The sequence below is a fragment of the Bartonella sp. AA168HLJHH genome (genome assembly GCF_042197365.1).
Taxonomy (GTDB): Bacteria; Pseudomonadota; Alphaproteobacteria; order Rhizobiales; family Rhizobiaceae; genus Bartonella.
In genome coordinates, this window is sequence record NZ_JBHIRS010000003.1 from 79413 (window position 1) to 105881 (window position 26469).

At 37.6% G+C, this 26469-nt stretch carries 17 protein-coding genes; 7 read left to right on the top strand and 10 right to left on the bottom strand.

Translation table 11 applies throughout. The annotated features are described in order from the left end of the window. Positions 1–3 precede the first annotated feature (3 nt). Positions 4–2184 carry an RNA degradosome polyphosphate kinase gene (locus ACFINM_RS03400; RefSeq protein WP_375640434.1) on the bottom strand — a complete coding sequence of 727 codons (2181 nt, stop codon included), beginning with the start codon at positions 2182–2184 and terminating at the stop codon, positions 4–6. A gap of 324 nt (positions 2185–2508) precedes the next feature. On the opposite strand from ACFINM_RS03400, the gene ACFINM_RS03405 reads away from it, so the two are divergent. Together ACFINM_RS03405 and ACFINM_RS03410 are read left to right on the top strand one after the other, a co-directional pair. Continuing rightward, a complete protein-coding gene (locus ACFINM_RS03405) occupies positions 2509–2757 on the top strand; it encodes a zinc-finger domain-containing protein (RefSeq protein ID WP_375611536.1) in 249 nt (82 codons plus the stop codon). Between the two features lie 52 nt (positions 2758–2809). After that, a complete protein-coding gene (locus tag ACFINM_RS03410; RefSeq protein WP_375640438.1) occupies positions 2810–4057 on the top strand; it encodes an FAD-binding protein in 1248 nt (415 codons plus the stop codon). 191 nt (positions 4058–4248) lie between these two features. Here ACFINM_RS03410 and dnaE read toward each other — a convergent pair whose 3' ends face one another. After that, complete coding sequence (gene dnaE, locus ACFINM_RS03415; protein ID WP_375640542.1) at positions 4249–7716, bottom strand: DNA polymerase III subunit alpha; 3468 nt, start codon at positions 7714–7716, stop codon at positions 4249–4251. A 402-nt stretch (positions 7717–8118) separates the two neighbouring features. Between dnaE and recG the strand changes: the two genes are divergently transcribed. Then, positions 8119–10227 carry an ATP-dependent DNA helicase RecG gene (gene recG, locus ACFINM_RS03420; RefSeq protein ID WP_375640443.1) on the top strand — a complete coding sequence of 703 codons (2109 nt, stop codon included), beginning with the start codon at positions 8119–8121 and terminating at the stop codon, positions 10225–10227. A 355-nt stretch (positions 10228–10582) separates the two neighbouring features. Here recG and glmS read toward each other — a convergent pair whose 3' ends face one another. The 5 genes from glmS to ACFINM_RS03445 all read right to left on the bottom strand — a co-directional run bounded on the left by glmS (position 10583) and on the right by ACFINM_RS03445 (position 16128). Continuing rightward, positions 10583–12406 carry a glutamine--fructose-6-phosphate transaminase (isomerizing) gene (gene glmS / locus ACFINM_RS03425; protein WP_375640447.1) on the bottom strand — a complete coding sequence of 608 codons (1824 nt, stop codon included), beginning with the start codon at positions 12404–12406 and terminating at the stop codon, positions 10583–10585. A 173-nt stretch (positions 12407–12579) separates the two neighbouring features. Further along, on the bottom strand, positions 12580–13929 hold the full coding sequence (gene glmU, locus ACFINM_RS03430) for a bifunctional UDP-N-acetylglucosamine diphosphorylase/glucosamine-1-phosphate N-acetyltransferase GlmU (RefSeq protein WP_375610449.1): 1350 nt from the start codon (positions 13927–13929) through the stop codon (positions 12580–12582). Between the two features lie 14 nt (positions 13930–13943). Then, positions 13944–14732: a cytochrome c biogenesis CcdA family protein gene (locus ACFINM_RS03435; RefSeq protein ID WP_375640546.1), complete on the bottom strand. Its 789-nt coding sequence runs from the start codon at positions 14730–14732 to the stop codon at positions 13944–13946. A 43-nt stretch (positions 14733–14775) separates the two neighbouring features. Then, complete coding sequence (locus ACFINM_RS03440) at positions 14776–15765, bottom strand: carboxypeptidase regulatory-like domain-containing protein (RefSeq protein ID WP_375630184.1); 990 nt, start codon at positions 15763–15765, stop codon at positions 14776–14778. Positions 15766–15804: 39 nt separating this feature from the next. After that, the gene (locus ACFINM_RS03445) at positions 15805–16128 is read right to left on the bottom strand and encodes a HesB/IscA family protein (RefSeq protein ID WP_375613096.1); all 324 of its coding nucleotides are present in this window, start codon (positions 16126–16128) and stop codon (positions 15805–15807) included. Between the two features lie 108 nt (positions 16129–16236). Here ACFINM_RS03445 and ACFINM_RS03450 point away from each other — a divergent pair, with 108 nt between their 5' ends. The 3 genes from ACFINM_RS03450 (at position 16237) to ACFINM_RS03460 (ending at position 21895) form a co-directional block, all read left to right on the top strand. Beyond that, positions 16237–17439, top strand: a complete 1203-nt coding sequence (locus ACFINM_RS03450) for a deoxyguanosinetriphosphate triphosphohydrolase (RefSeq protein ID WP_375630171.1) — start codon at positions 16237–16239, stop codon at positions 17437–17439. 30 nt (positions 17440–17469) lie between these two features. Next, positions 17470–19227 carry an arginine--tRNA ligase gene (argS, locus tag ACFINM_RS03455; RefSeq protein WP_375640451.1) on the top strand — a complete coding sequence of 586 codons (1758 nt, stop codon included), beginning with the start codon at positions 17470–17472 and terminating at the stop codon, positions 19225–19227. A 151-nt stretch (positions 19228–19378) separates the two neighbouring features. Then, positions 19379–21895, top strand: a complete 2517-nt coding sequence (locus ACFINM_RS03460) for an SPOR domain-containing protein (RefSeq protein WP_375640454.1) — start codon at positions 19379–19381, stop codon at positions 21893–21895. Between the two features lie 180 nt (positions 21896–22075). On the opposite strand, the gene ACFINM_RS03465 is transcribed toward ACFINM_RS03460, so the two are convergent. After that, positions 22076–22351 carry a hypothetical protein gene (locus tag ACFINM_RS03465; RefSeq protein WP_375630168.1) on the bottom strand — a complete coding sequence of 92 codons (276 nt, stop codon included), beginning with the start codon at positions 22349–22351 and terminating at the stop codon, positions 22076–22078. A gap of 304 nt (positions 22352–22655) precedes the next feature. On the opposite strand from ACFINM_RS03465, the gene ACFINM_RS03470 reads away from it, so the two are divergent. Continuing rightward, the gene (locus ACFINM_RS03470) at positions 22656–23762 is read left to right on the top strand and encodes a branched-chain amino acid aminotransferase (protein WP_375630167.1); all 1107 of its coding nucleotides are present in this window, start codon (positions 22656–22658) and stop codon (positions 23760–23762) included. Between the two features lie 105 nt (positions 23763–23867). On the opposite strand, the gene glpX is transcribed toward ACFINM_RS03470, so the two are convergent. Both glpX and ACFINM_RS03480 read right to left on the bottom strand, forming a co-directional pair. After that, a complete protein-coding gene (gene glpX / locus ACFINM_RS03475) occupies positions 23868–24854 on the bottom strand; it encodes a class II fructose-bisphosphatase (protein ID WP_375621330.1) in 987 nt (328 codons plus the stop codon). 141 nt (positions 24855–24995) lie between these two features. Continuing rightward, positions 24996–26312, bottom strand: a complete 1317-nt coding sequence (locus ACFINM_RS03480) for a homoserine dehydrogenase (protein WP_375621331.1) — start codon at positions 26310–26312, stop codon at positions 24996–24998. Between the last annotated feature and the right edge of the window lie 157 nt (positions 26313–26469).

Here is a 26469-nt window from a genome sequence, read left to right on the forward strand (position 1 = left end):
ATTTTAGTCTTTATGTATTTCGGCTTGTTGCCGATGCAACGCAACCAAGCGCGAAACAGAAGACTCAAAAGACTCATTTTCCCCCGCAAAACTTGTATTGGCCATAAAATACTCCTGCGCATTAAATAGACTTTCACCTATCTGCGGTGTAATACGTTTTGATGTTCCATCCTTAAGTATATCAAAGCTTTGTTGATTATCAATGATATTAGCTAACATAATCTGTAAAAGAATTTTGTGACGCACTATTTTATTAAAAACCGGAACTAATATTTCAATACGATAGTCCAAATTACGAGGCATCATATCAGCAGAACCTAAGTAAACGAGTGCATTTTCATTAGGCAAATCTTGACCATTCCCAAAACAAAAAATGCGACTATGTTCAAGAAAACGCCCAACAATTGATTTTACACGAATATTATCCGAAATTCCTAGAATACCAGGCCGTAAACAACATATCCCCCGCACAACCAAATCAATTTGCACCCCTGCTTGACTGGCACGATATAAAGCATCAATAATTTCAGGATCAACCAATGCATTAACTTTCATCCAAATAGCAGCAAACCTTCCCTGTTGTGCATGAACAATTTCTCCCTCAATATGCTCTAAGATACGACCACGCAATGTTAAGGGTGAAAAAGCAATCTTCATTGTTTCATTTGGACGCTCATATTGCGCAATATAATTGAATAATAACGCAACATCATGAGCGATATCATCATCCGTGGAAAAAAAAGAAAGATCGGTATAAGTTTTAGCATTAATGGGATGATAATTTCCTGTTCCAAGATGAACATAAGAGCGAAGACGTTTTCCCTCACGTCTCACAACCAATGACATCTTAGCATGCGTTTTTAATGCAATAAAACCAAAAATAACTTGAACCCCAGCACATTCAAGATCCCGGGCCCAACGAATATTTGCTTCCTCATCAAAACGTGCTTTAAGTTCTACCAAAGCAGTTACAGACTTTCCCTGTTCAGCTGCTTCAATCAAAGCGCCAACAATTGGACTATCATTTGATGTACGATAAAGTGTTTGTTTTATTTCTACAACATCAGGATCGCAAGCAGCTTGACGTAAAAATTGGACAACAACATCAAATGTCTCATAAGGGTGATGAATCACAATATCATTTTCACGAATAGCCGCAAAACAATCCCCTTTATGTTTACGAATACATTCTGGAACAAGAGAAATATAAGGAATAAATTTAAGATCATCGCGGGGAATAGAAACAATTTCTGATACCGTATTAAGCGCTAAAAATCCGTCAAGGACATTAATACAATTATCAGGAACAGCGAGACTATTCGCTATAAATTGGCGTAAACTCTCTGGCATTTTTGCGTCAAACTCAACTCGAATAACCTGCCCACGGCGCCGCCTTTTGAGAGCAGTTTCAAAAAAATGAACAAGATCCTCAGCTTCTTCTTTTACTTCAATATCGCTATCTCGGATTATTCTAAATGTACCAATTCCTTTAATCTCATAGTTAGGAAATACATGTTTAATAAAAAGGCAAATAACATTTTCAGATGCGATAAAACGAAAATGATTACCTTCTTGAGGAAGAAGAACGAAACGCCTTAAAAGCATTGAAATAGACAACAACACTGTGTGTGAATTCTGATCAGTTTCTCCAGACAATTGAAGCCCAATAGAAAGCCCTAAATTAGGAATAAATGGAAAAGGATGAGTAGAATCAACAGGTAAAGGTTTTAAAACAGGAAAAATTGTCTCAAGAAAATATTTTTCAAGCCATGATTTTTCAATTTCTGAAAGATCATCAGAACAAATAATTTCAATATCATTCTTTTTTAATTCATCACGTAAAACATTCAATTCTCGTAGTTGGTGAGCCTGCAGCTTTGAAATCTCAGCTAATACAATATCAAGTTGTTCCTGTGGAGTGTGCCCATCTGCACTGCACGCTGTAACGCGAGCACGAATTTGAGCTGCTAGTCCTGCAACACGAACCATAAAAAACTCATCAAGATTTGCAGCTGAAATAGAAAGAAATTGTAGACGTTCTAATAAAGGATGTTTCGAATTAGCCGCTTCCATCAAAACACGATTATTAAATTGTAGCCATGAAAACTCTCGATTAATAAACCGTACCGGATTTTTCATTGTTATATTCGATATAGAAATTTTATCTACCACCCTCTGTTCCATATATCCTAATAATTTTCTTTTATATTTTCTAAAATCCTTGACGAAATATCTCACATGACATTTGATATTATGTTATCATCATAATAATATATCAAAGCCTAACTTCCCTCATCATTTTTCTATTTAATATTAAAAAATACTTGGAATTATTGCTATGCGCAAAGCACTAAAAGTAAGACAACTATTCTAATATAGCATAAAAGAGTAAAAATTTGTCTTAAAAAGCAGCTTGCATTATTATACGCTTTATTACAAACTCACGCCTATAAAATAGAAGAGCCCAATCATAGCTGATGAGAAAATTTATTCTGGAGTTTGTATGCCATGGCTGATCACAATATTCCTCATTTCCAAAATGACCTTGGATATAAAACAATCGAAATTGGTGTGAAAGAATTTATGTGTGTAGGCGCTACACACCCATTCGATCATCCTCATATCTTTATCGATATGGGAGCAGCAGATGAGAAAATTTGCCCTTACTGCTCAACCCTTTATCGTTATGTTCCCTCGCTATCATACGATCAAACAAACCCAACAGGATGCTTATATCATCCAGAAAAGCTATTATAATTGCGTTTTTTGGCTTTCTTAATAACCCCTCTTTTAATTCTGCTTGTTTAATATGAAATCATTTGTGGAACAATCACCCATCATCGTTGGAGGAGGAATTGCTGGTTTAAGCACTGCTTTAGCACTCGCTCATAAAGGAATTGCAAGCACCATTATCGAAAAGTGTAAGCAACTTGAAACGATAGGCGCTGGTATTCAACTGACACCAAATGCAACATCTATTCTTGCTCGCTGGAAACTTCTTAACAAACTCACTGAAGTCGCGACAATCCCATATTTTTTTGAGTTAAAAGATGGATTATCTTTAAAAATACATCTACGGGCTCATCTTATTAATCTAACAGAAAAATATTGGAAAGCCCCTTATATGACGATTCACCGCGCGGCTTTACAAAAAATTTTATATAATGCAGTGATTGAAAATCCTTTGATCAAATACAAAGCAGGCGAAACGATTGTATCTTCTACCCAATCGGCAACCAACATTAAAATCACGACAATAAAAATAGATACGGCAACAGAACAGCTTTATTCAACGCCCCTCCTGATCGGATGTGATGGCGTTTGGTCAACATTACGGCAACAATCTCCTTTTCATGAAAAAGCAACTTTTAGTGGCTTTATTGCTTGGCGTGCAACAACAACATCTGATAATCTTCCTCAAAACTTTCGTTCTTCATTGCAAAATATGAAGACAATTACGGCTTGGATGGGACCAAAAAATCATCTTGTTGTCTACCCCATTCAATCGTCAGAAAAAATTTTTAATTTTGTCGCCATTACGCATGGAGAAAATTCAAAAGAAGGATGGGCCCATAAAGGAGATAAAGAAAAACTCAAATCTCTTTTTAAAGATTGGAATTCAAAAATCTTACAAATCTTCGATCATATTGATGAATGGAGTTATTGGCCACTTTTTCAAATGAAACAAAATCGTTTTATCGGTTTAGAGAGACAAGTATTTGTTGGCGATTGCGCACATGCTGCCTTACCTTTTGCAGCACAAGGTGCCGCTATGGCAATCGAAGATGCCGCCACATTAGCAAAAGCACTTTCATTGAAAGATTTTTCATTAACGAAAGCACTTTCGCTTTACGAAACAACACGCACCCCGCGTATTGCAGCAGTAAAAAAACGCGGAGATTTCAATAGATTAGCCTATCACGCAACCGGTCCCATAGCAATTGCACGCAATCTCATGATGAAAATTCGTACACCAGAGAGCATTATGTCAGATCTCAATTGGCTTTACATGTATGATGCGATGAATTCTATAAAAAATAATGATAAAAACTTATAAAATTCTTCCGGCACTTTGAATATTACGAAAGAACGAGATTTTTTTAATTTTATGACACTAAAAAATATCATAATTTACTCTAATAAAAGCAATATTTTTCGAAACCTACAATCCGATTTTAAAAGCTCCATTTTTAGCTCTCCTAAAAGCAAAAACACCACTCAAAATCAGCTCCCATCTTTAATCTTTCTTTAACTCAATTCTACATCAACAACACCCTGAATTAATTTCATAGCATTTGCGACATGTGAATTTACCTTATATCGCTTAGGAAGCGCAATTTCGACTTCTCGCAATCCATCCTCTTGAATTAAAATAAGCCCAACCTCTCCATTCCCCCCAAGATTTAAATTTTGTTCAATTTGTGGAAGCATATCAACTGTTTTTATAAAGAGACGCATCATTTTATGCTGTTGTAATGATTCATTTTCCAAAGACTGAATTGTTTCAATTCGCAAACTAACTCCTTCAGAACGATTTTCTGCGCTCACCGTAATAATAAAAGATTTTCCGGGTTCTAGCATCTCTTCATAATCCGAGAGTGCCTCAGAAAAGAGAACTGCTTCATATTGTCCACTTGTATCAGAAAAATGAATAATTCCCATTTTTTTACCAGATTTTGTTTTGCGCACGTTTTTTGCCACAACAGTTCCAGCAAGCCGTGCAGCCGTTGCTCCCCCTTTAACGGCATTGGCAAAATTACCCCAAGTCTGAATGCGTTTTTTGTTCAGAATAGCTTGATACTCCTCCAAAGGATGCGCAGAAAAGTAAAAACCTATAGCTTGAAATTCTCGATAAAGTTTCTCAGCCGGCAACCAAGGGGTTGTTTGCGATAAAATCAATGGTTCTTTTAATCCTCCTGCCATTCCAAATATATCAACCTGCCCGCTAGAATTGTCATCGAGAATACGAAGTGCACGCGCATGAAGGGTTCCAAGATTGGCTAATAAAACCTCACGTGCAATGTTAAAACAATCAAAAGCACCAGCACAAACTAAACTTTCCATCGCACGCTTATTAACAATACGAGGATCAACACGCGCACAAAAATCTTCCAAATCCTTAAAAACCTTATTCCCACGACAAGAAACAATATGATCTACAACAGTTTCTCCCACACCTTTAATGGCAGCAAGAGAATAATAAATACAGTTATCACCAACCTCAAAAACACGATGAGATGTTTGTATAGAAGGTGCAATAACTTCAATACCCAACCTTAATGCTTCACGCCGAAAATCATTGAGCTTATCTGTATTCGTCATATCATATGTCATTGAAGCAGCTAAAAACTCAACGGGATAGTTTGCTTTCATATAAGCTGTTTGGTAAGAAACAATTGCATAAGCAGCAGCGTGCGATTTATTAAAACCATAATCGGCAAATTTTGCTAAAAGATCAAAGATAATATCAGCTTGATCTTTATCCACACCACCTGCAACGGCTCCATTAACAAAACGCGTACGCTGTTTTTGCATTTCAGCATGAATTTTTTTCCCCATAGCACGACGTAATAAATCGGCTTCCCCAAGCGAATAGCCAGCAAGCACCTGAGCAATCTGCATCACCTGTTCTTGATAAACAATAACACCTTGTGTTTCTTTGATCAGATGATCTATTTTAGGATGAATAGAAGCAATTTCCTCTTCCCCATGTTTGCGTGCATTATAGGTTGGAATATTCTCCATTGGACCTGGACGATAAAGTGCAACCAGCGCAATAATATCTTCAATACGGTCTGGCTTCATTCCAATCAACGCCTTGCGCATACCAGAACTTTCCACCTGAAACACGCCAACCGTTTCACCACGTGCCATCATAGCGTAGGTTGCTTCATCATTCAGAGGAATATTTGATAAATCTATTTTAATCCCCTTTCTGGCAACAAAATCGACTGCCATTTTCAAAACAGTAAGCGTTTTTAATCCAAGAAAATCAAATTTTACCAGCCCCGCTTGTTCAACATATTTCATGTTAAATTGTGTAACAGGCATATCAGAACGAGGATCACGATACATCGGGACAAGCTCCCAAAGTGGACGATCTCCGATAACAATCCCAGCAGCATGAGTTGAAGCATGACGATAAAGTCCCTCCAACTGAAGCGCTATATCTAATGCGCGTCCAACAACGGGATCTTTTTTCTTTTCTTCTTCAAATTTAGGTTCATCCTTAATAGCATCTGCTAATTCTACCTGACTTCCTGGGGTGGCAGGAATTAATTTTGTAAGATAATCCACCTGACGATAAGGAACTTCTAAAACACGCCCCACATCACGCAAAACTGCACGTGCCTGTAACTTACCAAAAGTAATAATTTGAGCAACTTGATCACGTCCATATTTTTTTTGAACATATTGAATAACTTCTTCGCGCCGCTCTTGACAAAAGTCGATATCAAAATCTGGCATCGAAACACGATCTGGATTCAGAAAACGTTCAAAGAGAAGAGAAAACCGCAAGGGATCCACATCAGTAATCGTCAATGCATAAGCAACAAGTGAACCAGCACCAGAACCCCGGCCTGGTCCAACGGGAATGTCATGAACCTTTGCCCATTTTATGAAATCTGAAACGATAAGAAAATATCCAGAAAATTGCATACGCGTAATAACTGAAATTTCATAATCAAGCCGCTGTTCATAATCTGCAATCGTATACCCTTCAGCCAACCCTATTGTTTCAAGCCGAATCTTCAAACCATCTTTAGCCTGATTTAATAACTCACTATCTTCTATTTCTAAAGTAGTTTCTGAATTAACAGATTGTTCTATAAAACGAGGCAATATCGGTTTTCGAAGAGGCGAGGCAATATGACAACGCAATGCAATTTCAACACTATTTTCCAAAGCTTCTGGAAGATCAGAAAACAGTGTAACCATTTCATCTTGTGACTTCAAATAATGATCTGGTGTCACACGTTTGCGATCTGGATTAGAGACAATTTGTCCTTCTGAAACAGCCATCAGCGCATCATGCGCTTCATACCCTTCTCTTTGCAGAAAAAAAGCTTCATTCGTTGCTACAAGAGGAATTTCATGCGCATAAGCCAATTCAATAAGATCAGCTTCTACTCTCCGGTCATAAGAGCCATGCCGTTGTAACTCCACATAAAGACGATCAGCAAAAGATTTTTTCAAATAAATTAAGCGCTCAACAGCATGTTCTTTTTTCTCTTCTGCCAAAGAAAGATTAATAGGTCCTCCCTTTCCACCCGTTAAAGCGATTATGCCTTCACTGTGTTCTGACAACCAATCAGCTTTAATATGAGGAGGATCAGTATCACACTTATCAAGATAAGCACGGCTCACAAGACGAACCAAATGAGCATAACCGGTTTCGCTAGCAGCCAAAAGAACAATAGAGCAAAAATCTGAAGGATTACGCCATTTAGCCAAACGTGAATGATCATTTTCATCACAAAAATCAACAGTAAGCTGACAACCAATAATAGGTTGGACCCCATGAGAAAGACAATGCTGTGAAAATTCCAAAGCACCAAATAAATTATTGGTATCGGTAATAGCAACCGCTGGTGCATGATCTGAAATCGTCTGTTGAATAATTTGGGGGATTTTTAAAGCCCCTTCGAGCAAGGAATAAGCTGAATGCACTCTCAAATGAATAAAGCGAGGAAGAGAATTTTTGTTCTCTTGCATTTGCATTTTATTTTTTACCACTCTCACAATTTCCCACTACAAAATAAATGCTAAACAGCACCCCTTATAAAAGAAAAAACTTCTGTTTATCATCAAACTTTAAAGCTATAAATTCATCATCCTACATAGGAGCAATATCCCAATTTTATTAATATTTATAAGAGAGTTCTATCAAGAAAATGCTTCTATTCACAGCAAATAAACACCTAAAATAAAAAGAAAAACAATATACCTCATCTAAGCACTTTAATTTTTGACCATTTAATTGTATTTTTCTTTAAATATTAATTTCTCTTCCTAAAGTTCAATGTGTAAATAAAGCAACCTCCTCTTTATGACTTTATCCCCAAAAAGCTCTTCTAAAGGTCTAGAAAAAACAAAAAGGGCAGGTTAAATTTGCTCATGCCTCCAAGTCTTCTTACCCCACTTTTTAATTCTATCCGAACTCTTTCTGGTATTACACCTAAAGTCTATGGTTTATTGACCAAACTCTTAGATGTTAATCCCACACAACGCGAAGCAACCCTTATTGACCTTCTTCAATTAATGCCCCATTCCGTTATAGACCGCAGAATGCGTCCCAACATTACTTGTGCAAAAGAAGGAGATACTGTTACGCTCGAAATTATCATCGATCAACATCAACCACCACCCCGTGGTCACAACCGAATTCCCTATCGTGTTATTGCCCATGATCACACAGGAAAAATAAATTTAGTCTTTTTTCATGCTCAACCTCTTTGGCTAAAAAAACAACTCCCCGAAGGAAAAAAAGTCATTATATCAGGAAAAGTTGAATGGTTTAATGGACAGCTTTCAATGGCGCATCCAGACTATATTGCCCCAAGCGAACAATCAAATCAGATACCTCTGATCGAACCTGTCTATCCCTCTACTGCCGGACTAACTGTAAAGACACTAAGACGCGCCATACAAAACGCTCTTGATTTTATTCCTCTTCTACCAGAATGGATAGATGAAAATGTAAAAAAGCAGCAAAATTTTCCTTCTTTTTCCGTTGCTTTACGCCGTATCCATGCGCCCATTAACCCCAATGATCTATCCTTAGAAAGTACAGCACGCAAACGTCTTGCCTATGATGAATTGCTCGCTTGTCAATTGGCACTAGGACTCGTGCGTTTGAAAACTAAATCTCTTGTTGGCACTTCTCGACCATCAACAGGAATTTATACTAAAAAATTGCTTAATATCCTCCCCTTTCAACTCACAACCGGACAAAAAAAAGCAGTAGAAGATATCGCAAATGATCTTGCTTCACCAGAACCGATGCTAAGACTACTTCAAGGTGATGTAGGCGCAGGAAAAACTGTTGTTGCATTGATGGCAATGGCACAAATTGCTGAAAATTCAGGACAATCAGCTTTAATGACACCAACTGAAGTGCTTGCTAGGCAACATTTTGCCACCATCGCTCCTCTTGCCGAAAAGGTCGGATTACAAACAACGCTTTTAACAGGACGAGAAAAAGGGAAATTGCGGACAAATATCGTGAATGATATTCTGTCAGGTCAAGTTTCTATTGTCATCGGAACCCATGCTCTCATACAAAACAGTGTTACTTATAATAATCTCGCTTTAACCATTATCGATGAACAACACCGTTTTGGTGTCCATCAACGTATCGCTCTTACAGAAAAAGGCAATAAAGCTGATATGCTGGTTATGACCGCCACGCCCATTCCGCGCACACTTGTCTTAACAGCTTTTGGTGATATGGATGTCTCTAAAATTACCGAAAAACCAATGGGACGACAACCCATTACAACAGCAACGCTTTCTTTGAAACGTCTTCATGAGCTTATAGCGAGAATCGCAATTGCATTAGAAAAAGGAGAAAAGCTCTATTGGATTTGTCCTTTAGTAGAGGAATCGACAGCTCTTGATCTCACTTCAATTGAAAACCGCTTTGCATTTCTCCATGAGCGCTTTGGAGCACACGTTGGTATGATCCATGGAAAAATGTCTACAGCAGAAAAAGAAGCCGCTATGGCATCTTTTAAATGTGGAAATACACGTATTTTAGTTGCAACCACAGTCATTGAAGTGGGAGTAGATATTCCAGATGCTTCGATCATTATCATCGAACACGCGGAACATTTTGGCCTTTCACAATTGCACCAATTACGTGGACGTGTAGGACGAGGCGATAAAAAGTCTTCCTGCATTTTGCTCTATAAAGATCCACTGACTAAAACAGCAGCAACACGCCTTAATATTATCCGCAATACAGAAGATGGTTTTGAAATCGCTGAAGAAGATTGGCGCCTACGAGGCGAAGGAGAGCTTTTAGGTACAAAACAATCTGGAGTCCCTGAATTTCATATAGCAAACCTTGCAGTTCATAGCGATCTTTTGTCAATGGCAAGAAAAGATGCTCGTTTATTTTTACAACGCGATCCTCATCTTTCTTCTGAGCAAGGACAAGCTTTACGGTTGCTCCTTTATCTTTTCGGACACAACGATGCTGCACGCCTCTTACGAGCAGGATAACAAAGACCCTCTAATAAAAAACTTAAATATCTCTCTGTTCAAATATGGTTTTTTCTTAGAATTACCCATAAATGATCTACGCAGTCTCTTACCATCTTTATGCTTCATGAACGAATAACAAATCAACTGCATTAAAACAGTAGAAGCAATATTGCGTCTTTTTTTACCATTATGTTCACATAGCTGATCCATTTTTTGATAGGTAAGAAGATATTTTTCGTTTTATCGTAAAGGATTGAGAAAGAAAAAAACTGTCTACAGCATTCTCGTTCAACAGAGAAAATGAAAAAATAAGTTTCATTATAAATCAATTTCTTACACTTGATTATTCTCCAAAAGATTCAGAAATATACTTTTATTCAACCGTGACTGATTTTGCTAAATTACGGGGTTGATCAACATCTGTTCCTAATAAAACAGCCGTATGATAAGCGATTAACTGAACAGGGAGTGCATAAATAATAGGAGAAATAAATTCTGGAACATCTGGCAAAGTGATCGTTGATAAAGTCTTAAGACAAGCCACATCTGCTCCTTTTTTATCGGTTATTAAAATAATACGACCATTACGCGCTACCACTTCTTGCATATTAGAAAAAGTTTTTTCAAACCACCGATCATAAGGTGCAACAACAATAACGGGTATTGTCTCATCCACCAGAGCAATTGGTCCATGCTTTAATTCACCTGCCGCATAACCTTCAGCATGAATATAAGAAAGCTCTTTCAGTTTAAGAGCTCCCTCCAAAGCAATCGGATAAGAAGTTCCACGTCCCAGATAAAGAACACTTTTTGCATTCACCAAATCACGACAAATACATTCAATTTTTCTCTCTAATTTTAAGACCTCATTTAAAATACGTGGAACTTCTGCCAACTGTTGAACCAATTGCTTTTCTATTTGAGCCGAGAGATAGCCACGTTGTTTAGCCGCACTAAGAGCGAGTGAAGCAAGCGTTGCCAATTGACAGGTAAAAGCTTTTGTTGAAGCAACACCTATTTCCGGTCCAGCAAGTGTTGGGAGAATAAAATCAGCCTCCCTTGCCATTGTTGATTGCTCTACATTCACAATTGTTGCTGTTTTTACACCCCGCTCACGACAATAACGCAAAGAAGCCAATGTATCAGCTGTCTCACCAGATTGAGAAACAAACAGCGATAACACATCAGACGTTATAGGAGGTTCACGATAACGAAACTCCGAAGCAACATCATTATCAACACTTAAAGCGGCAAATTTCTCAAACCAATAGCGCGCAACTAAGGTTGAATAATATGCCGTTCCACAACTCGCAAAAAGAAGCCGATGAATATTTTTCCAATCAATCAAATTCTTAAGCGGTCGAACGACATAATTTCCAAGATCAAGATAATGTGCCAAATTATGAGAAATCACTTCAGGTTGTTCAAACATTTCCTTGTGCATAAAATGACGATGATTACCCTTAGAAATCAATAAAGCCCCTTCAAGTAATGTCGTCACAGGACGTTTGACCGGTTGGTTATTAGCATCATAAATTGTAACACCTTCCCGTGTGAGAACAGCCCAATCCCCATCTTCCATATAGCTAATATAATCAACGAATGGTGCCAAAGCTATGGCATCTGACCCCACAAAAAATTCATCTTTTCCATAACCAATTGCCAGAGGTGGACCAGAACAAGCCGCAATCATAAGGTTATCTTCACCTTCGAAAATAAGAGCAATAGCAAAAGCCCCCTGCAGCCTTTTCCAACTGGTACGTATGGCTTCTTGCGGAGAAAGACCATCTTTTAATGCACGCGTTATTAAATGTGCAATAACTTCCGTATCCGTCTCTGTTTCAAAGATACAACCATCCTCTATGAGTTCCTTTTGCAGTTCTACAAAATTTTCAATAATACCATTATGAACAATCGCAAGCTTTTCAGTCACATGGGGATGCGCATTGCGTTCAACAGCAATTCCATGCGTAGCCCAACGGGTATGACCAATCCCTAAACTTCCCTCCAGAGGTGTTTTTTTTAATTTTTCTTCTAAATGAACAAGCTTCCCCTCAGCACGTACACGATAAAGATGCCCATTATGGACCGTTGCCACCCCAGATGAATCATACCCTCTATATTCAAGACGTTTTAACCCCTCAACCAAAGAGGACGTAACACACCTCTTTCCAAGAACTCCAATAATTCCACACATTAAAAAGCTCCAACCCACATCTTAAGATTCAAATTTTACAAAACAATCCAACAGCCTTTATTTAAAACTATAAATAATAAAAATAATTCAAACATGGAATACGGCAATCTTTAAGAATAAATCTTCCATCCATCGTTAGATTAACACGAAACAAAAGAATAAGCTGAAAATAATCATTTTTTCTGTTTGTTTTCTAACAAACGCTCTCGAAATTTTGTCGCATAGCCCTCTTTTATAACCTGTCGTGCACGCCCAAAAGCCATACTGTTCATAGGAATATTTTCAGTAATAACACTTCCTGAAGCAACATAAGAGCCATCCCCTATTACCAATGGGGAAACAAGTGCCGTATTAGACCCAACAAAAGCATGATCACCAATCATGGTTTTATATTTGTTAAATCCATCATAATTGCAAGTAATCGTACCGGCTCCAATATTGGTATGTGCACCAATTTCGGCATCACCAATATAACTTAAATGATTGATTTTAGAAGATTCTCCTACCTTAGCTTGTTTGACTTCACAAAAATTTCCAATCTTTACGGACTTAGCCAACTCTGTTCCAGGACGCAAACGTGCATAGGGACCAATCTGTGCATCTCTACCAACCACAGCACCTTCGAGATAACTAAATGCATGAATAACCGCACCAGATTGTACTTTTACGTTTAACCCAAAATAAACATTTGGTTCTATCACCACCCCTGGTGCAATTTCTGTATCATAAGAAAAATAGAGTGTTTCTGGCTTTAAGAGTGTAACACCCGATAACATTAAATCGCGCGCTTTACGTTTTTGCCACAAAGAATCAGCCTCAGAAAGCTCAAAACCGTTGTTAATTCCTACAATATCTTCAAAAGGAACTTCAACAACACGCACATCTAATCCTTCGCGTGTTGCAAGAGAAGCAATATCTGTTAAGTAATATTCTTTTTTCACATTATTATTACCAACTTTCTCTAAAAGAGAAAGTGCATGTTTTCCACGCATAGCGAGTATTCCACCGTTACAAAAAGAAATCTTTTTTTCTTCATCGCTAGCGTCTTTTTCTTCTACAATTGCAATCAATTGACCATTTTTCTCGAGAAGACGTCCATAACCTGTTGGATGTTTGGTATGAAAACCTGCAAAAACAACATCTGCTCCATCAGCAAGCTGTGCACGCATTTGGTGCAATGAATCTTGCTGAATGAGAGGAGTATCCCCAAAAACAATGAGCACATCATCCACCTCCTTTTGCAAAGCTAAACGAGCAGACAAAACAGCATGGGCAGTTCCTAAACGCTCTTTTTGTTCAAAAATCATTACATCTTTTACAAATGACTGAACAACGTGCATAACCTCCTTAGCACCATATCCCACAACAACCGCTAATTGTGAAGAGCCTGCCAATTCTATTTGTTTTAGAACATGGCATATAAGAGGCAATCCAGCAATTTTATGAAGTACCTTAGGCAGAGACGATTTCATGCGCGTCCCCTCACCTGCGGCAAGAACAATAGAAAGACAACTTCTAACCATAAAAACACATAAGACTAACGAGGAAATCCAAAAAAATTCATAATACTGTGCCAACGAATATCTTCAATATAACTCAACGAAGGATAATGTTCTAAAAGCCAAAATGAAAGATCCTGCATAGAATCTGTTAAAAACAAAATCCCTGTAAGAATAAGAAAAACACCAATGATTTTTTCAACTTTTCCTAAATGAATACGAAAAGCTCCTAAAAATCGCATAAAACTGCTCGAAAATAAAGCTGCTAACATAAAAGGAATAGCAAGACCTAATGCATAAACCGCTAAGAGAACAGCTCCCTCTCCCACAGTTTCTTTTGTTCCAGCAAGCGTTATAATAGGCCCTAAAATGGGGCCAATACACGGTGTCCAACCAAAGGCAAAAGCTAAACCAATAATATACGCGCCTAAAGGACCAGCAGGTGTTTTATGGGTCTGAAAACGCGCCTCACGAAATAAAAAAGCGATCTTGAAAATCCCCAAAAAATTTAAACCAAAAATAATAATGACAATTCCAGCAGCAAGGGCAAACCAATCACGATAATAACCGATGAATTTCCCAATTGTACTAGCACTGGCACCTAAAGCAACAAAAACAGTCGTAAACCCAAGAACAAAAGCAATAACAGAAGATAATAAAGCCCACCGGATAAAAACTTTCTCATCAGGCTTTTCTGAACGAAAATCATCAATACCAACCCCTGCCATATAGCACAAATAAGGAGGAACTAACGGCAAAACGCATGGTGACAAAAAAGAGAGTGCCCCAGCAAAAAACACACCAACTGTTGAAATTTCAATCAAAATTCATACCCCGTCTTTCATCATAGTTTACCCCCATGAACAATGATCAATCCACATCTTCATCAATTTGTTGCATATTTTCTTCATTCGCTATCACACTTATATCTTCATCATGACCAGAAACGACTGAAAAAACTTTTTGATAGATTTTATCTTTATTTTTAGCAATTGCAATATACTCTCCCTCTGCTAACACGAGTGAAACATACGCACCAACTGTTTCATAAACGATATCACCAGAATCATTGGCAAGAGACCAACTTGTATCTGCAAGCGCTTCTCCTCCTTCTTGTCGCACCAACTTTAAGACAATCTGAGCGGCCTGATGTTCAAGAGTAACTTCTGTTATTTTACCTGCATCCACTTGAATATCGGAACGAGCCGTCGCATTAATAGAACCATAATGGGAAGCAACATGGTAGCGGCCAGCTTTTAAACGCACAACTGAGTGGGGTTTAACATTTGATATAATCACTCCCGTATCATCATTTTCTTTTTCATCCTCATAAATGGTAAAACGGAGTTCCTTTTCATTCATTACGCCATTGAGCAGTGTTGCATTTAAAATGACACCACCAGCCTCAAGATTAAAGTTTTTTACAAGACTCTGCCCATTTTCTAAACGAATATGGCGCACAGCACTCATATGACCAAATGAGACATGAACAAGATAATTTCCTGGTTCGAGATTAAAACGTGCACCTCCCCCCTTATAGGTTGCCACTAATGGTAACTTATTATCAATCCCTAGAATAGGGGCATAAACCCGCCAGACAAGCCCTTTTTCAATATCCGGATGACTATTTGTTAATCGAGCATTCAAAATGAGTTGTGTTTGAGATGCTAAGTTTTCATTTTCCTGCTCTTGAGTCTTTACAATAAAACTCCTTGATTGTCTCTGCTGCAGATCTTGCCCTTCTCCTGCTTCAGAAAAAGCACAGTGACTCCAAGTCAATAAAGCAAGCACCACGCACAACCATACACATCGGTGCACTATTTTTATAAGAATACCCATTTTTGCATTGTTGACCAACATGATCTTTTTTTCAAGAAACAATATCACACAGCCATCATTTTAAATTGAGAAACTTACACCACAACCACACGATGAAACAGCATTGGGATTGTGGATTTGAAAAGACTGCCCCATAAGATCATCAACAAAATCAATCTCAGCTCCTTCCATAAAAGGAAGTGATAGTAAATCAATAAACACAACTGCCCCGTCTTTTTTGAGAACGAGGTCATCTTCACACATTTCAGAAACCAAGTCATATTTATAAGAAAAACCAGAACACCCACCACCTTCAACAGAAATACGTAATGCTATTTTATCGGTTTCACGCAAAAGTATCTGTGCAATTTTTTTGGCAGCAACATCTGAAATTTTCACATTCATTTTATATATCCTTGCATTAAACCATCAAGAAAGAGTATCCTACACTCAAAGAGCAGTTTATTTCTCATAAACCACTCTCAATTTTAAGATGATAATAGACAGCTTGCAATGGATATAGGAAATATCAACTTCAATTACCAATCTCGAGCAGTATACAGTGCTCATCCACAAACAAGCCGTGGTCGATTATACCATGAAACGATGAGCACCACACGCTCACCTTTTCAACGAGATAGAGATCGTATTATCCATTCTAATGCATTTCGACGTCTTAAACATAAAACGCAAGTGTTTATTGCTGATGAAAGCGATCATTACCGTACTCGCCTAACCCATTCCATAGAGGTTTCTCAAATTGCAAGAACATTAGCCCGTGCCCTGTGTCTTGATGAAGACCTTGCCGAAGCCATTGCCCTTGTTCACGACTTTGGACACACACCCTTTGGCCATGCAGGAGAAGATGCTCTTAATGAAGCCATGGTACATTATGGCGGCTTTGATCATAATGCACAAGCATTACGCATTGTAACAAAACTAGAACAGCGCTATGCAAATTTTGATGGACTTAACCTTACATGGGAAACCCTCGAAGGACTTGTAAAGCATAATGGTCCCCTTTTAGGTCCTCACGCGAAGAATAAGGAGGTTCCTATCGATATTTTACAATACAATGTAAAGCAAGACCTTGCACTCGATTGTTTTGCAGGACTAGAAGCGCAATGTGCTGCTATTGCAGATGATATCGCATACAATGCGCATGATATTGATGATGGTCTACGTTCGCAATTTTTAACACTCGATCAATTTGAACATGTTTCACTAACAGCAGCAATATTAAAAGATATAACAGATGAGCATCCCCAGCTCGACCAAACGCGTCGCGGTTACACGCTTGTACGAAGACAAATAACAACCATGGTTGAAGATGTTATCAAACAGTCACAAAAAAATTTAGCACGCATCAAACCAACAAGCATAAACGATATTCACCAAGCAAAACAAACTATTGTCACCTTTTCACCGACAATGACCGTTTATGAAAAAGAACTAAAAAACTTTTTATTTAAAAATCTTTACTACCATGAACAAGTTCTTAGTCGTCGCAATGCAGCAAAATGCATTGTACAAAAATTATTCAATTGTTATTATGAAAATCCAAATACAATGCCTGAAAGTTGGCAGAGCAAAACAGTGCACTTAAAAAATCAAGAGTTAGCACGTTTGATTGCAGACTTTCTTTCAGGCATGACGGATCACTACGCTCTACGTGAATATCAGCGTTTATTTGACCATACAGATAATTTCGTTTAATGGCTTTTGGCATCATCATGGAAGCTAAATATGAATATCTTTAAAAACTTCGAAAAAAAAATTAAGAGATCAATTGAATTATCTGATATAAAAGGAAAAAATGGAGAATCTCTAGATTTATCAAAAATCACTGTTGATCCTCCGCGTGATTCCTCCCATGGTCATTTATCAACCAATGCTGCTATGGTGCTTGCAAAATCTATTGGAAACAATCCACGTGCACTTGCAGATAAAATCATAGAACTTCTTAAAAATGATTCCTCTATCGAAAATATAGATGTTGCCGGTCCTGGTTTTATAAACATAAAACTTACAAAATTATTTTGGCAAGATGCTATAAAATCTATGCTTGAATTAGGCACTTCTTATGGTCGTATTCCAATGGGACAAGGAAAATGCGTCAATGTTGAATATGTCTCAGCAAATCCGACAGGGCCAATGCATGTAGGACATTGCCGCGGAGCCGTTGTTGGAGATGTCCTTTCCAATTTGCTACAATTTACGGGCTATAACATTACAAAAGAGTATTATATCAATGATGCGGGTCAACAAATCGAAGTCCTCGCCCATTCGGTACTATTGCGCTATCGTGAAGCTCTTGGGCAAGAAATTAATGAAATTCCAGAAGGACTCTATCCTGGAGAATACTTGATACCATTGGGTCAATCGCTTGCTCAAGAGTTTGGTGACCAACTCCTCACGATGGATAAAGATGAAGCCTTATCTCTTGTGAAAGAACGTGCAATTCATGCAATGATGTCCATGATTCGCGAAGATTTGGCTGCTCTTAATATTTATCATGATATCTTTTTCTCTGAGCGAATGCTTTATGCAGATAATGCACGCGCCATTCGTAACACCATCAATGACCTCACTTTAAATGGTTATATCTACAAAGGAAAACTCCCCCCTCCCAAAGGACAAAATACAGAAGACTGGGAACCAAGCGAACAAACTTTGTTCCGTTCAACAAATGTCGGTGATGACCAAGACCGTGTTTTAGTCAAATCTGACGGTTCTTACACTTATTTTGCTGCTGATGTTGCTTATTTTCGGGATAAATTTAATCGTCATTTTGATGAAATGATTTATATTCTAGGCGCAGACCATGCTGGCTATGTAAAGCGGCTAGAGGCAATGGCAAAAGCAATTTCTGGGGGTAAAGCTAAATTAAGTGTCTTCTTGTGTCAATTGGTAAAACTTTTTCGCAACGGTCATCCTGTACGCATGTCAAAAAGAGCAGGATCTTTTGTCACTCTACGGGATGTTGTCGAAGAGGTTGGGCGTGATCCTGTGCGTTTTATGATGCTATACCGTAAGTGTGAAGCACCTCTTGATTTTGATTTTGCAAAAGTAACAGAACAATCAAAAGATAACCCCATCTTTTACGTACAATATGCAAGTGCACGTTGTCACTCAGTCTTTCGTCAAGCACAAGAAGCGCTTCATATTAAAAGCTTTTCAAATGATACATTGATTGCCCATCTTCATCGATTAACAGATGACCATGAAATATTGTTAATACGCAAACTTTCTGAATATCCACGTATTATTGAACAGGCCGTAATTCATAAAGAACCGCATCGATTAGCGTTTTATCTTTATGACCTTGCCTCCAGCTTTCACACCCATTGGAATAAAGGGAGTGAAAATCTCAATTTACGCTTTATTCAACCTGATGATAAAGAGTTATCCTTTGCAAGATTAGGATTGATACAAGCTGTTATCAATATTTTATCATCAGGGCTTACCATCATAGGAGTCGAAGCACCCATAGAAATGCGTTGAAAAAGTTCTATAAATACATACAATAGGTACTCTATTGATAAACTTTTTCATGTATCCTTGCATGAGAGGGGGAAAATTTATAATTTTAATATAACAAATCAAAATCAACCATTGATTGCACGTAAGTGCAAACCATCATGTGAGAAAAGCTATGAGCGATAACGATCGCAAAAATCTACACGAAACAAAACACGATCATGAACACCATGATCCTTTAGAAAGGCTTACGCGCATTTTTAATCCGCACAAACAAAGCGGAAACCAAAATGAGCAATCTTCTTTAAAAACAGAACGATCAACATCTCACCCCGAAACATCATCCCATGATGATGATTTTGATTTCTCCTTTCTAGAAGAGGAACTTGAAAAAAATTTAGCACATGACTTACCGTTTGATGATCAAAAAAAACAATGGGACTTGCATACAACCAGCAACGCAACAGCCTCAGATATTGCACAATCTTCTTCTTTCAACCATTCAAAACAAAATAATTTATCTGAAGAGAAATATTCTTCACCTAGCAGTCATGATGAAGAACAAATTTTAGATGAGCTTTCTCCATTACCAATCCCAAAAAATCAATCACATCAACAGAAAAAAACAGCAACCAGTGCTGATCCTTTTCTTGAAAAAAGTAATCTTATGTCACAATCAGAATCAGAAAATTTCTTTTTTGATAAATCTGAAAGGCACGAAAATAAGAGAGAGACGCCAGAAGATGTTGAACAAACCAATCGTTTTTCACAAATAAATTCACAACAACCTGAGACTACGAATATACAAAAAACTTATGAGGACAATCAAAACCTCTATGACACTCCTATAAACCATCCCTATAAAATTTCAGCTGATCAAGAAAATTGGATTAAAAAGGATTATCCTAATGTCTCCTCTTCTACAGAGGAAAATGAGTTTTTCTCATCTTCTAATCTTGTGTCAAAAAGACAAAACACTGCAAGAAATCAAACAACAAGTACCTTCTCCTCACCTTTAGATTCTCCACCAGTTGATAGACAATCTTATTTAAAGGGGGCTTCACAAGAAGATCATACAACCAATTATCCCCATTTTTTTGCAGAAAACCCCTCACAACAAGAAACTTATGGCGAAAAAGTTCCGATATATGATGAGGCTCGAGCCCAATACATCAATAACGGCGAAGGTGCCTCTAACCCAAATAGAGAAATTTCATATAATGAAAATAATTTAGATGAGTTTCTTTCCTCATCCCCCTCTTTAAATACAAAACAAACGGATGGCTTTTTTGCCCATAACTATACGCACAGAGATACTCCCCCTCCCAATGTTGATACTTATAAATTTTCAGAGGAAATCGTAGAAAAAACTGGTCCTATTATGGTTCCAGAAGTCCCGTACGAAGCGCCAGAATATGATGTGCCAACTAATGGTGGTTTAGAAGAAGAATTTGCTGATGTACTCAATGTAGGGAATGTCCCAACGGATAATTTTTCTCAAAAACAACAGAAAAATGAGGTTTTTAGTGAAGTTTTTCATCAGTCTATGCAAAATTCAAAAGAAGGTGTTTATATAAACTCTAAAGAACAAAATTCCGACTATTTTTCTTCTGCCAATATGGAATATAATTTTCCCTCTTTTAGCGAGAATTCATCATACACAAGCTCAGATGAGGTTCCCACGCCTCCATCAGCTCCTCCTCCCTTAAAAAGTTTTATTTTTGGTAAAACTTTCATTAAAGGTTTTTTTATACTTATTTTAATAGGACTTGGGTTTGCTGGTTATTCTCATTTTTTTATGCCATCACAAAAAAATGAAGAAACGATCATTATCCACGCTGATAATACGCCTTTTAAATTCAAACCAGAAACAACTGGAACGAAAAATGATGTTGCACATAATTTAGATATCTATAAACAAACAACTGAACAAAATGAGAAACAAGAAAATACACAACAATTTCTTATTGATAACTCTGAACAACCTGAAAATTTAAAAGAATTAAACCCTGAAGAATCTTCAAACGTTTCCTCATCGTCTTTAAATGAATCTGATGTTGAAGATGCAGTCACAGAAGCCATAAACCATACTATTCCAATGCGAGAAATACAAACTGTTATTGTCAATCAAGATGGTACAGTTACACTAGCCCCCGCGCATCAAACAAACAGCAAAACTGCTGCTCAATCTGAAGAAAGCATTGATCAAACTTCTAATGAACTTCAAGATCCGTCCCTTGTTTCGTCGCATGATTCTGATATAAACGACCAAGAAAGAGATCATGATCTCAAAAATAATATTGATAAAATAATCGCAGAAAATAATTCTAGCTCAAATATTGAAGAAAAATTTATCCCTATCCCTTCTCATGCAGAAAGAAATACACAAGTTGAAACACCAGCCGCGTCTCGCCCCATATCACCAAACAGAGTCGCAGCACAAAATTCAGAAAGTTATTACGTACAACTTGCATCTCAACCAACGTATGAGCTCGCTAGAAATTCTTTAAAAAATATGAAATCTAAATTTGGATTCCTTATCGGTGCCCGTTCTTTAAATATTCAATCCGCTTTTATACCAGGAAAAGGTACTTATTACCGTGTTCGACTTCAAGCGCAAGACCGTAATGAAGCCATAATCCTTTGTGAATCCATTAAAAGTTCTGGTGGAAGCTGCTTCATCACACGCTAAACCAATAATGCAACGGTTTTAACAACCGTTGCATTATTTATTTCCATACCATTTAATTACTTATCAAAAACTTCAGAAATTAAAATCGTCCTATCTTTTTCGCTTATCTGTTTGCACTGACTTTATTCTTTAATCTACGTCGATTTTCGCCCTATCTAAAAGATTATATTTACGAAAAAATTACTCCGTACCCTTATAGGTATAAGGTACAGGAGGAAGCGAATTTAAATCTTTTTTCGGCGTTGTTACACTTTGGCTTGTTTCTGGGGTATTATAACGCGAACTATGTTCAGGAGATTTTGCAAAAAAAGATCCTAAAAAACCAAAAATAAACCAGATAATAACCATCGCAAGAAGAATAGCAAAAATACCCTTAGCTATTGAAACACGTTGTTCACTATCTCTTCTTTCTGCTGCCATACGTTCTTCATATGTGTGATAATTTTTATCAATCATAGTGGATTCCTTTTCTCAATTCCCTTACCTTTAAATTTCTAGAAAATATGCATATATGAAATTATTCAGATACTTATTGTGAGAAAACGATAATTATAGACAAAAGTTCCAGCTTACTTCATAAAGTTGAGAAAAAGAGGTAGGGATAGAATTAAAATACTTACCATACCTTTGAATTCTATAATAAACCCCTTTGTATTCTATAATAAAACATTGACACAAAGGTTTTGTTAATAATAGAGTTATAATCAAAATATTTCATTATTTTTATTAATAAAAATGAAACATACTCAAAAGGTTTTTTATGAAATCTCCCATATCATCGCTTCCCTTTAAAATAGAAAAACACCCATCTCCTCTGTCAGAAGAAAAATATGAAGAAATTTTAAAAAGTCCCGGTTTTGGTCAATTTTTTACAGACCACATGTGTACTATTCAATGGACTGAAGACAAAGGCTGGCACAATGCCATCATTTCTCAATACAAAGCTTTAGAAATTAACCCTGCAAGTACCGTTTTACATTACGGACAGGAAATTTTTGAGGGTTTAAAAGCATATCGTGCAAAAGATGGACGCATCTTGCTCTTCCGTCCTGATGCCAATGCACAACGCTTTATAGAATCAGCACAACGTTTAGCTATGCCAGAATTGCCAAAAGATATTTTTCTGGATGCCGTTCATCAATTAGTAAAGATTGATCAAAAATGGGTTTCTGATCAGCCCAACGCTAGCCTCTATATCCGTCCATTTATGTTTGGCAATGAAAACTTTTTGGGAGTCCGCCCTTCTCAAGAATATCTTTTTTGTGTCATAGCCTCTCCAGTTGAATCCTATTTCAAAGGAGAAGAAAAATCTGTCAGCGTCTGGATTGAAACAGATTATAGTCGTGCTGGTCCAAGAGGAACAGGGGCTGCCAAATGTGGTGGAAACTATGCAGCAAGCTTACTTGCACAAAAAACTGCAACTGAAAATAATTGTAGCCAAGTACTCTTCCTTGATATGATTGAACATAAATGGATTGAAGAACTTGGTGGTATGAATGTCTGCTTTATTATGGACAATAATACACTTGTAACCCCCCCACTTAATGGAACTATCCTTCCAGGGATAACCCGTGATTCAATCTTAAGGTTAGCTCAACAAATGGGATTAAAAATAGAAGAGCGTCCTTATTCTTTTGCAGCGCTTCAAGAAGATGCAAAGAGTGGACACCTTAAAGAAGCCTTTGCTTGTGGTACAGCTGCCGTTGTCACATCAATTGGTCGTTTTAGATATAAAGGGGGAGAATTTATTATTGGAAATGAAACAGTTGGAGAAGTTACAAAGCAGCTTCGTACACAATTGGTTGGCATTCAAAAAGGGAACATAGAAGATAAAAATGGCTGGGTACATTCTGTCCAGCTCTCATAATATTTAAGGTATTCTCATATCTATAAACGCTTCCATGAAAGTAGATTCATGGAAGCGTTTTTCCTAGAAAAACTCCCTCTATTTTTAGTGACAAAAAAGAAAGCACTAATCAAATTTCGAATGATTTCTATGCTTTGCTTTAATATTACGGACTGTACCCGTATAGGAGCGCATTACGAGAGTTTCCGTTTGAATGTAACGAGATGTAAATTTAACACCAGAAAGCATATTGCCATCTGTCACCCCTGTTGCTGAAAACAAAACATCACCCTTTGCCATTTCTTCCATTGTATAAACCTTATTGGGATCACTAATCCCCATTTTAGCTGCACGAGCAATTTTCTCTTCTGTATCTAGCAGCAAACGACCTTGCATCTGTCCTCCAATGCAGCGCAAAGCAGCAGAAGCTAAGACACCTTCAGGTGCTCCACCAATCCCCATATAGATATCAATACCTGTTTCTTCTGGATCAGTTGTATCAATAACAGCAGCCACATCTCCATCCCCAATCAAGCGAATCGACGCCCCTGTCGCTCGTACTTCATTAACCAATTTTTCATGACGAGGTCTATCCATAATACAAACAACAATCTGATTAACAGTCACTCCTTTAGCCTTCGCAAGAGCATGTATATTATCGGTAGGACAAGCATCTATATCGACTACTCCCTTTGGATAACCAGGACCAATAGCAATTTTGTTCATATAAACATCAGGGGCATAAAGGAGATTACCCTTTTCAGCAATTGCAACTACTGCCAAAGAATTGGCAATATTTTTAGCACAAAGTGTTGTACCCTCTAGTGGATCAAGTGCAATATCGATCGCCAATCCACTTTGAAAACCTACTTTTTCTCCAATATAAAGCATAGGCGCTTCATCCCGCTCACCTTCACCAATCACCACTGTACCATCAATAGGCAATCGATTAAGTTCCTGCCGCATTGCATCTACAGCAGCTTGATCCGCTGCCTTTTCATCGCCACGTCCGCGCCAGCGTGCAGCAGCAACAGCAGCACGTTCAGTAACACGTACCAATTCAAGCGTCAAAATACGATCAAGTCCATTTAAAATCTTCTGAGTTGTGGGCATATGAAAAAATCCTACCGAATGAATACCAGAAAAATATGAGTCCTTATTAAATACTAAGAATAAAGTTTTTTGGCAAAGATGAAAATTTTCCACAAGAGATAAAAGAACTCAAGCGTGCTTTTTTTATTATCAAGAAAGTTATCAATTCTTTGCCATAGGTTCAATACGAATAAATTGAGATTTTGCAACAAGATGTCCATCTTTTTCAATTTCTGCAAGTGCCTGTCGTACATTCACCTCTGTTGTTTCATGCGTAATTAAAATAATTGTTTTTTCAATTTGATCTTCTACAAAAGATCTTTGAACAATCGACTCCAATGAGATGTGATTATCAGCCATATGCCTTGCGACCGCGGCAAAAACACCAGTACGATCATGAACATTTAAACGAATAAAATAACCACCTGCATGATGCGAAATACGTGCTTTTTTATGAGGAGTAAGTTCTAATGCTGGACGTCTTAAAACAGGTGCATACTGAAAACCAGAACGCGCTTTTGCTATATCAGCCAAATCACCAATAACGGCTGATGCTGTTGCCTTTCCTCCGGCGCCAGGACCAGAAAACAGTAATTCACCTAATAAATCACTTTGAATAGAAAGAGCATTGGTTACACCATTTATCTGTGCAATCATTGAGGATGCTGGTACCATTGTTGGATGAACACGTTGCTCTATTCCAGAATCCGTTTTTAATGCAACCCCTAAAAGCTTAATCCGATACCCCAATTCATCAGCTGCTCTAATATCAATTTGCGAAATATTATGAATTCCTTCAACATAAACATCATCTAACGAAACAGCTGTTCCAAATGCCAAGCTTGTCAACAAAGCTAATTTATGAGCAGTATCATTTCCCTCAATATCAAAAGCTGGATCTGCTTCAGCATACCCAAGTCTCTGTGCATCTGCTAAACAATCTTTAAATGAAAGACCTTCCGTAAACATGCGTGTTAATATATAATTACAGGTTCCATTGAGAATACCATAAATTCGCGATATGCGATTACTAACAAGTGATTCTCTCATCGCTTTGATGACAGGAATCCCCCCTGCAACAGCTGCTTCAAAATGAAGAAAAACACCTTTTTTTTCTGCAATTATAGCCAGCTCTACTCCATGTCGAGCAAGAAGAGCTTTATTGGCTGTTACAACATGATGTCCCGCCTCAAGCGCTCTCTTAACAGCGGTATACACCACATCCAATTCACCACCAATTAACTCTACAAAAACATCAATCTCATCAGAAGCAGCCAACTCCACAGGTGAATCAAACCATTTTATATCACTGAGATCAAGTCCACGATTGCGGCCTTTATCGCGCGCACTAACAGCAACAACTTTGATGAATCGCCCACATTGACAAGCTAAACTATTCGCTTTTTCACATAGAGTTCGAACAACTGAAGTACCAACTGTACCAAGTCCCGCAACACCAACTTTTAAAGCTTCTGCCATTATTAACCACTGATCCCTATCTTCACTGAAAAATCGTTTAAATGATGTGCCAATCAACACAAAAAGTACTTATGTTCATAAGAACAAAAGAAATACCCTGCTCTATTCACTTCATGTTCTCCAATAGAATGATCCCCGCTTGTTCAATCAACATTCC

Excerpts from the sequence above, each read along its gene's own strand:
- ACFINM_RS03465 (WP_375630168.1), bottom strand. The coding sequence starts at position 22,351 with ATGATTGATAAAAATTATCACACATATGAAGAACGTATGGCAGCAGAA.
- ACFINM_RS03445 (WP_375613096.1), bottom strand. The coding sequence starts at position 16,128 with ATGAATGTGAAAATTTCAGATGTTGCTGCCAAAAAAATTGCACAGATA.
- glpX (WP_375621330.1), bottom strand. The coding sequence starts at position 24,854 with ATGCCCACAACTCAGAAGATTTTAAATGGACTTGATCGTATTTTGACG.
- ACFINM_RS03460 (WP_375640454.1), top strand. The coding sequence starts at position 19,379 with ATGAGCGATAACGATCGCAAAAATCTACACGAAACAAAACACGATCAT.
- ACFINM_RS03480 (WP_375621331.1), bottom strand. The coding sequence starts at position 26,312 with ATGGCAGAAGCTTTAAAAGTTGGTGTTGCGGGACTTGGTACAGTTGGT.
- ACFINM_RS03410 (WP_375640438.1), top strand. The coding sequence starts at position 2,810 with ATGAAATCATTTGTGGAACAATCACCCATCATCGTTGGAGGAGGAATT.
- ACFINM_RS03405 (WP_375611536.1), top strand. The coding sequence starts at position 2,509 with ATGGCTGATCACAATATTCCTCATTTCCAAAATGACCTTGGATATAAA.
- ACFINM_RS03470 (WP_375630167.1), top strand. The coding sequence starts at position 22,656 with ATGAAATCTCCCATATCATCGCTTCCCTTTAAAATAGAAAAACACCCA.
- ACFINM_RS03450 (WP_375630171.1), top strand. The coding sequence starts at position 16,237 with ATGGATATAGGAAATATCAACTTCAATTACCAATCTCGAGCAGTATAC.
- glmU (WP_375610449.1), bottom strand. The coding sequence starts at position 13,929 with ATGGTTAGAAGTTGTCTTTCTATTGTTCTTGCCGCAGGTGAGGGGACG.
- ACFINM_RS03400 (WP_375640434.1), bottom strand. The coding sequence starts at position 2,184 with ATGGAACAGAGGGTGGTAGATAAAATTTCTATATCGAATATAACAATG.
- recG (WP_375640443.1), top strand. The coding sequence starts at position 8,119 with ATGCCTCCAAGTCTTCTTACCCCACTTTTTAATTCTATCCGAACTCTT.
- dnaE (WP_375640542.1), bottom strand. The coding sequence starts at position 7,716 with ATGCAAGAGAACAAAAATTCTCTTCCTCGCTTTATTCATTTGAGAGTG.
- ACFINM_RS03440 (WP_375630184.1), bottom strand. The coding sequence starts at position 15,765 with ATGTTGGTCAACAATGCAAAAATGGGTATTCTTATAAAAATAGTGCAC.
- argS (WP_375640451.1), top strand. The coding sequence starts at position 17,470 with ATGAATATCTTTAAAAACTTCGAAAAAAAAATTAAGAGATCAATTGAA.
- glmS (WP_375640447.1), bottom strand. The coding sequence starts at position 12,406 with ATGTGTGGAATTATTGGAGTTCTTGGAAAGAGGTGTGTTACGTCCTCT.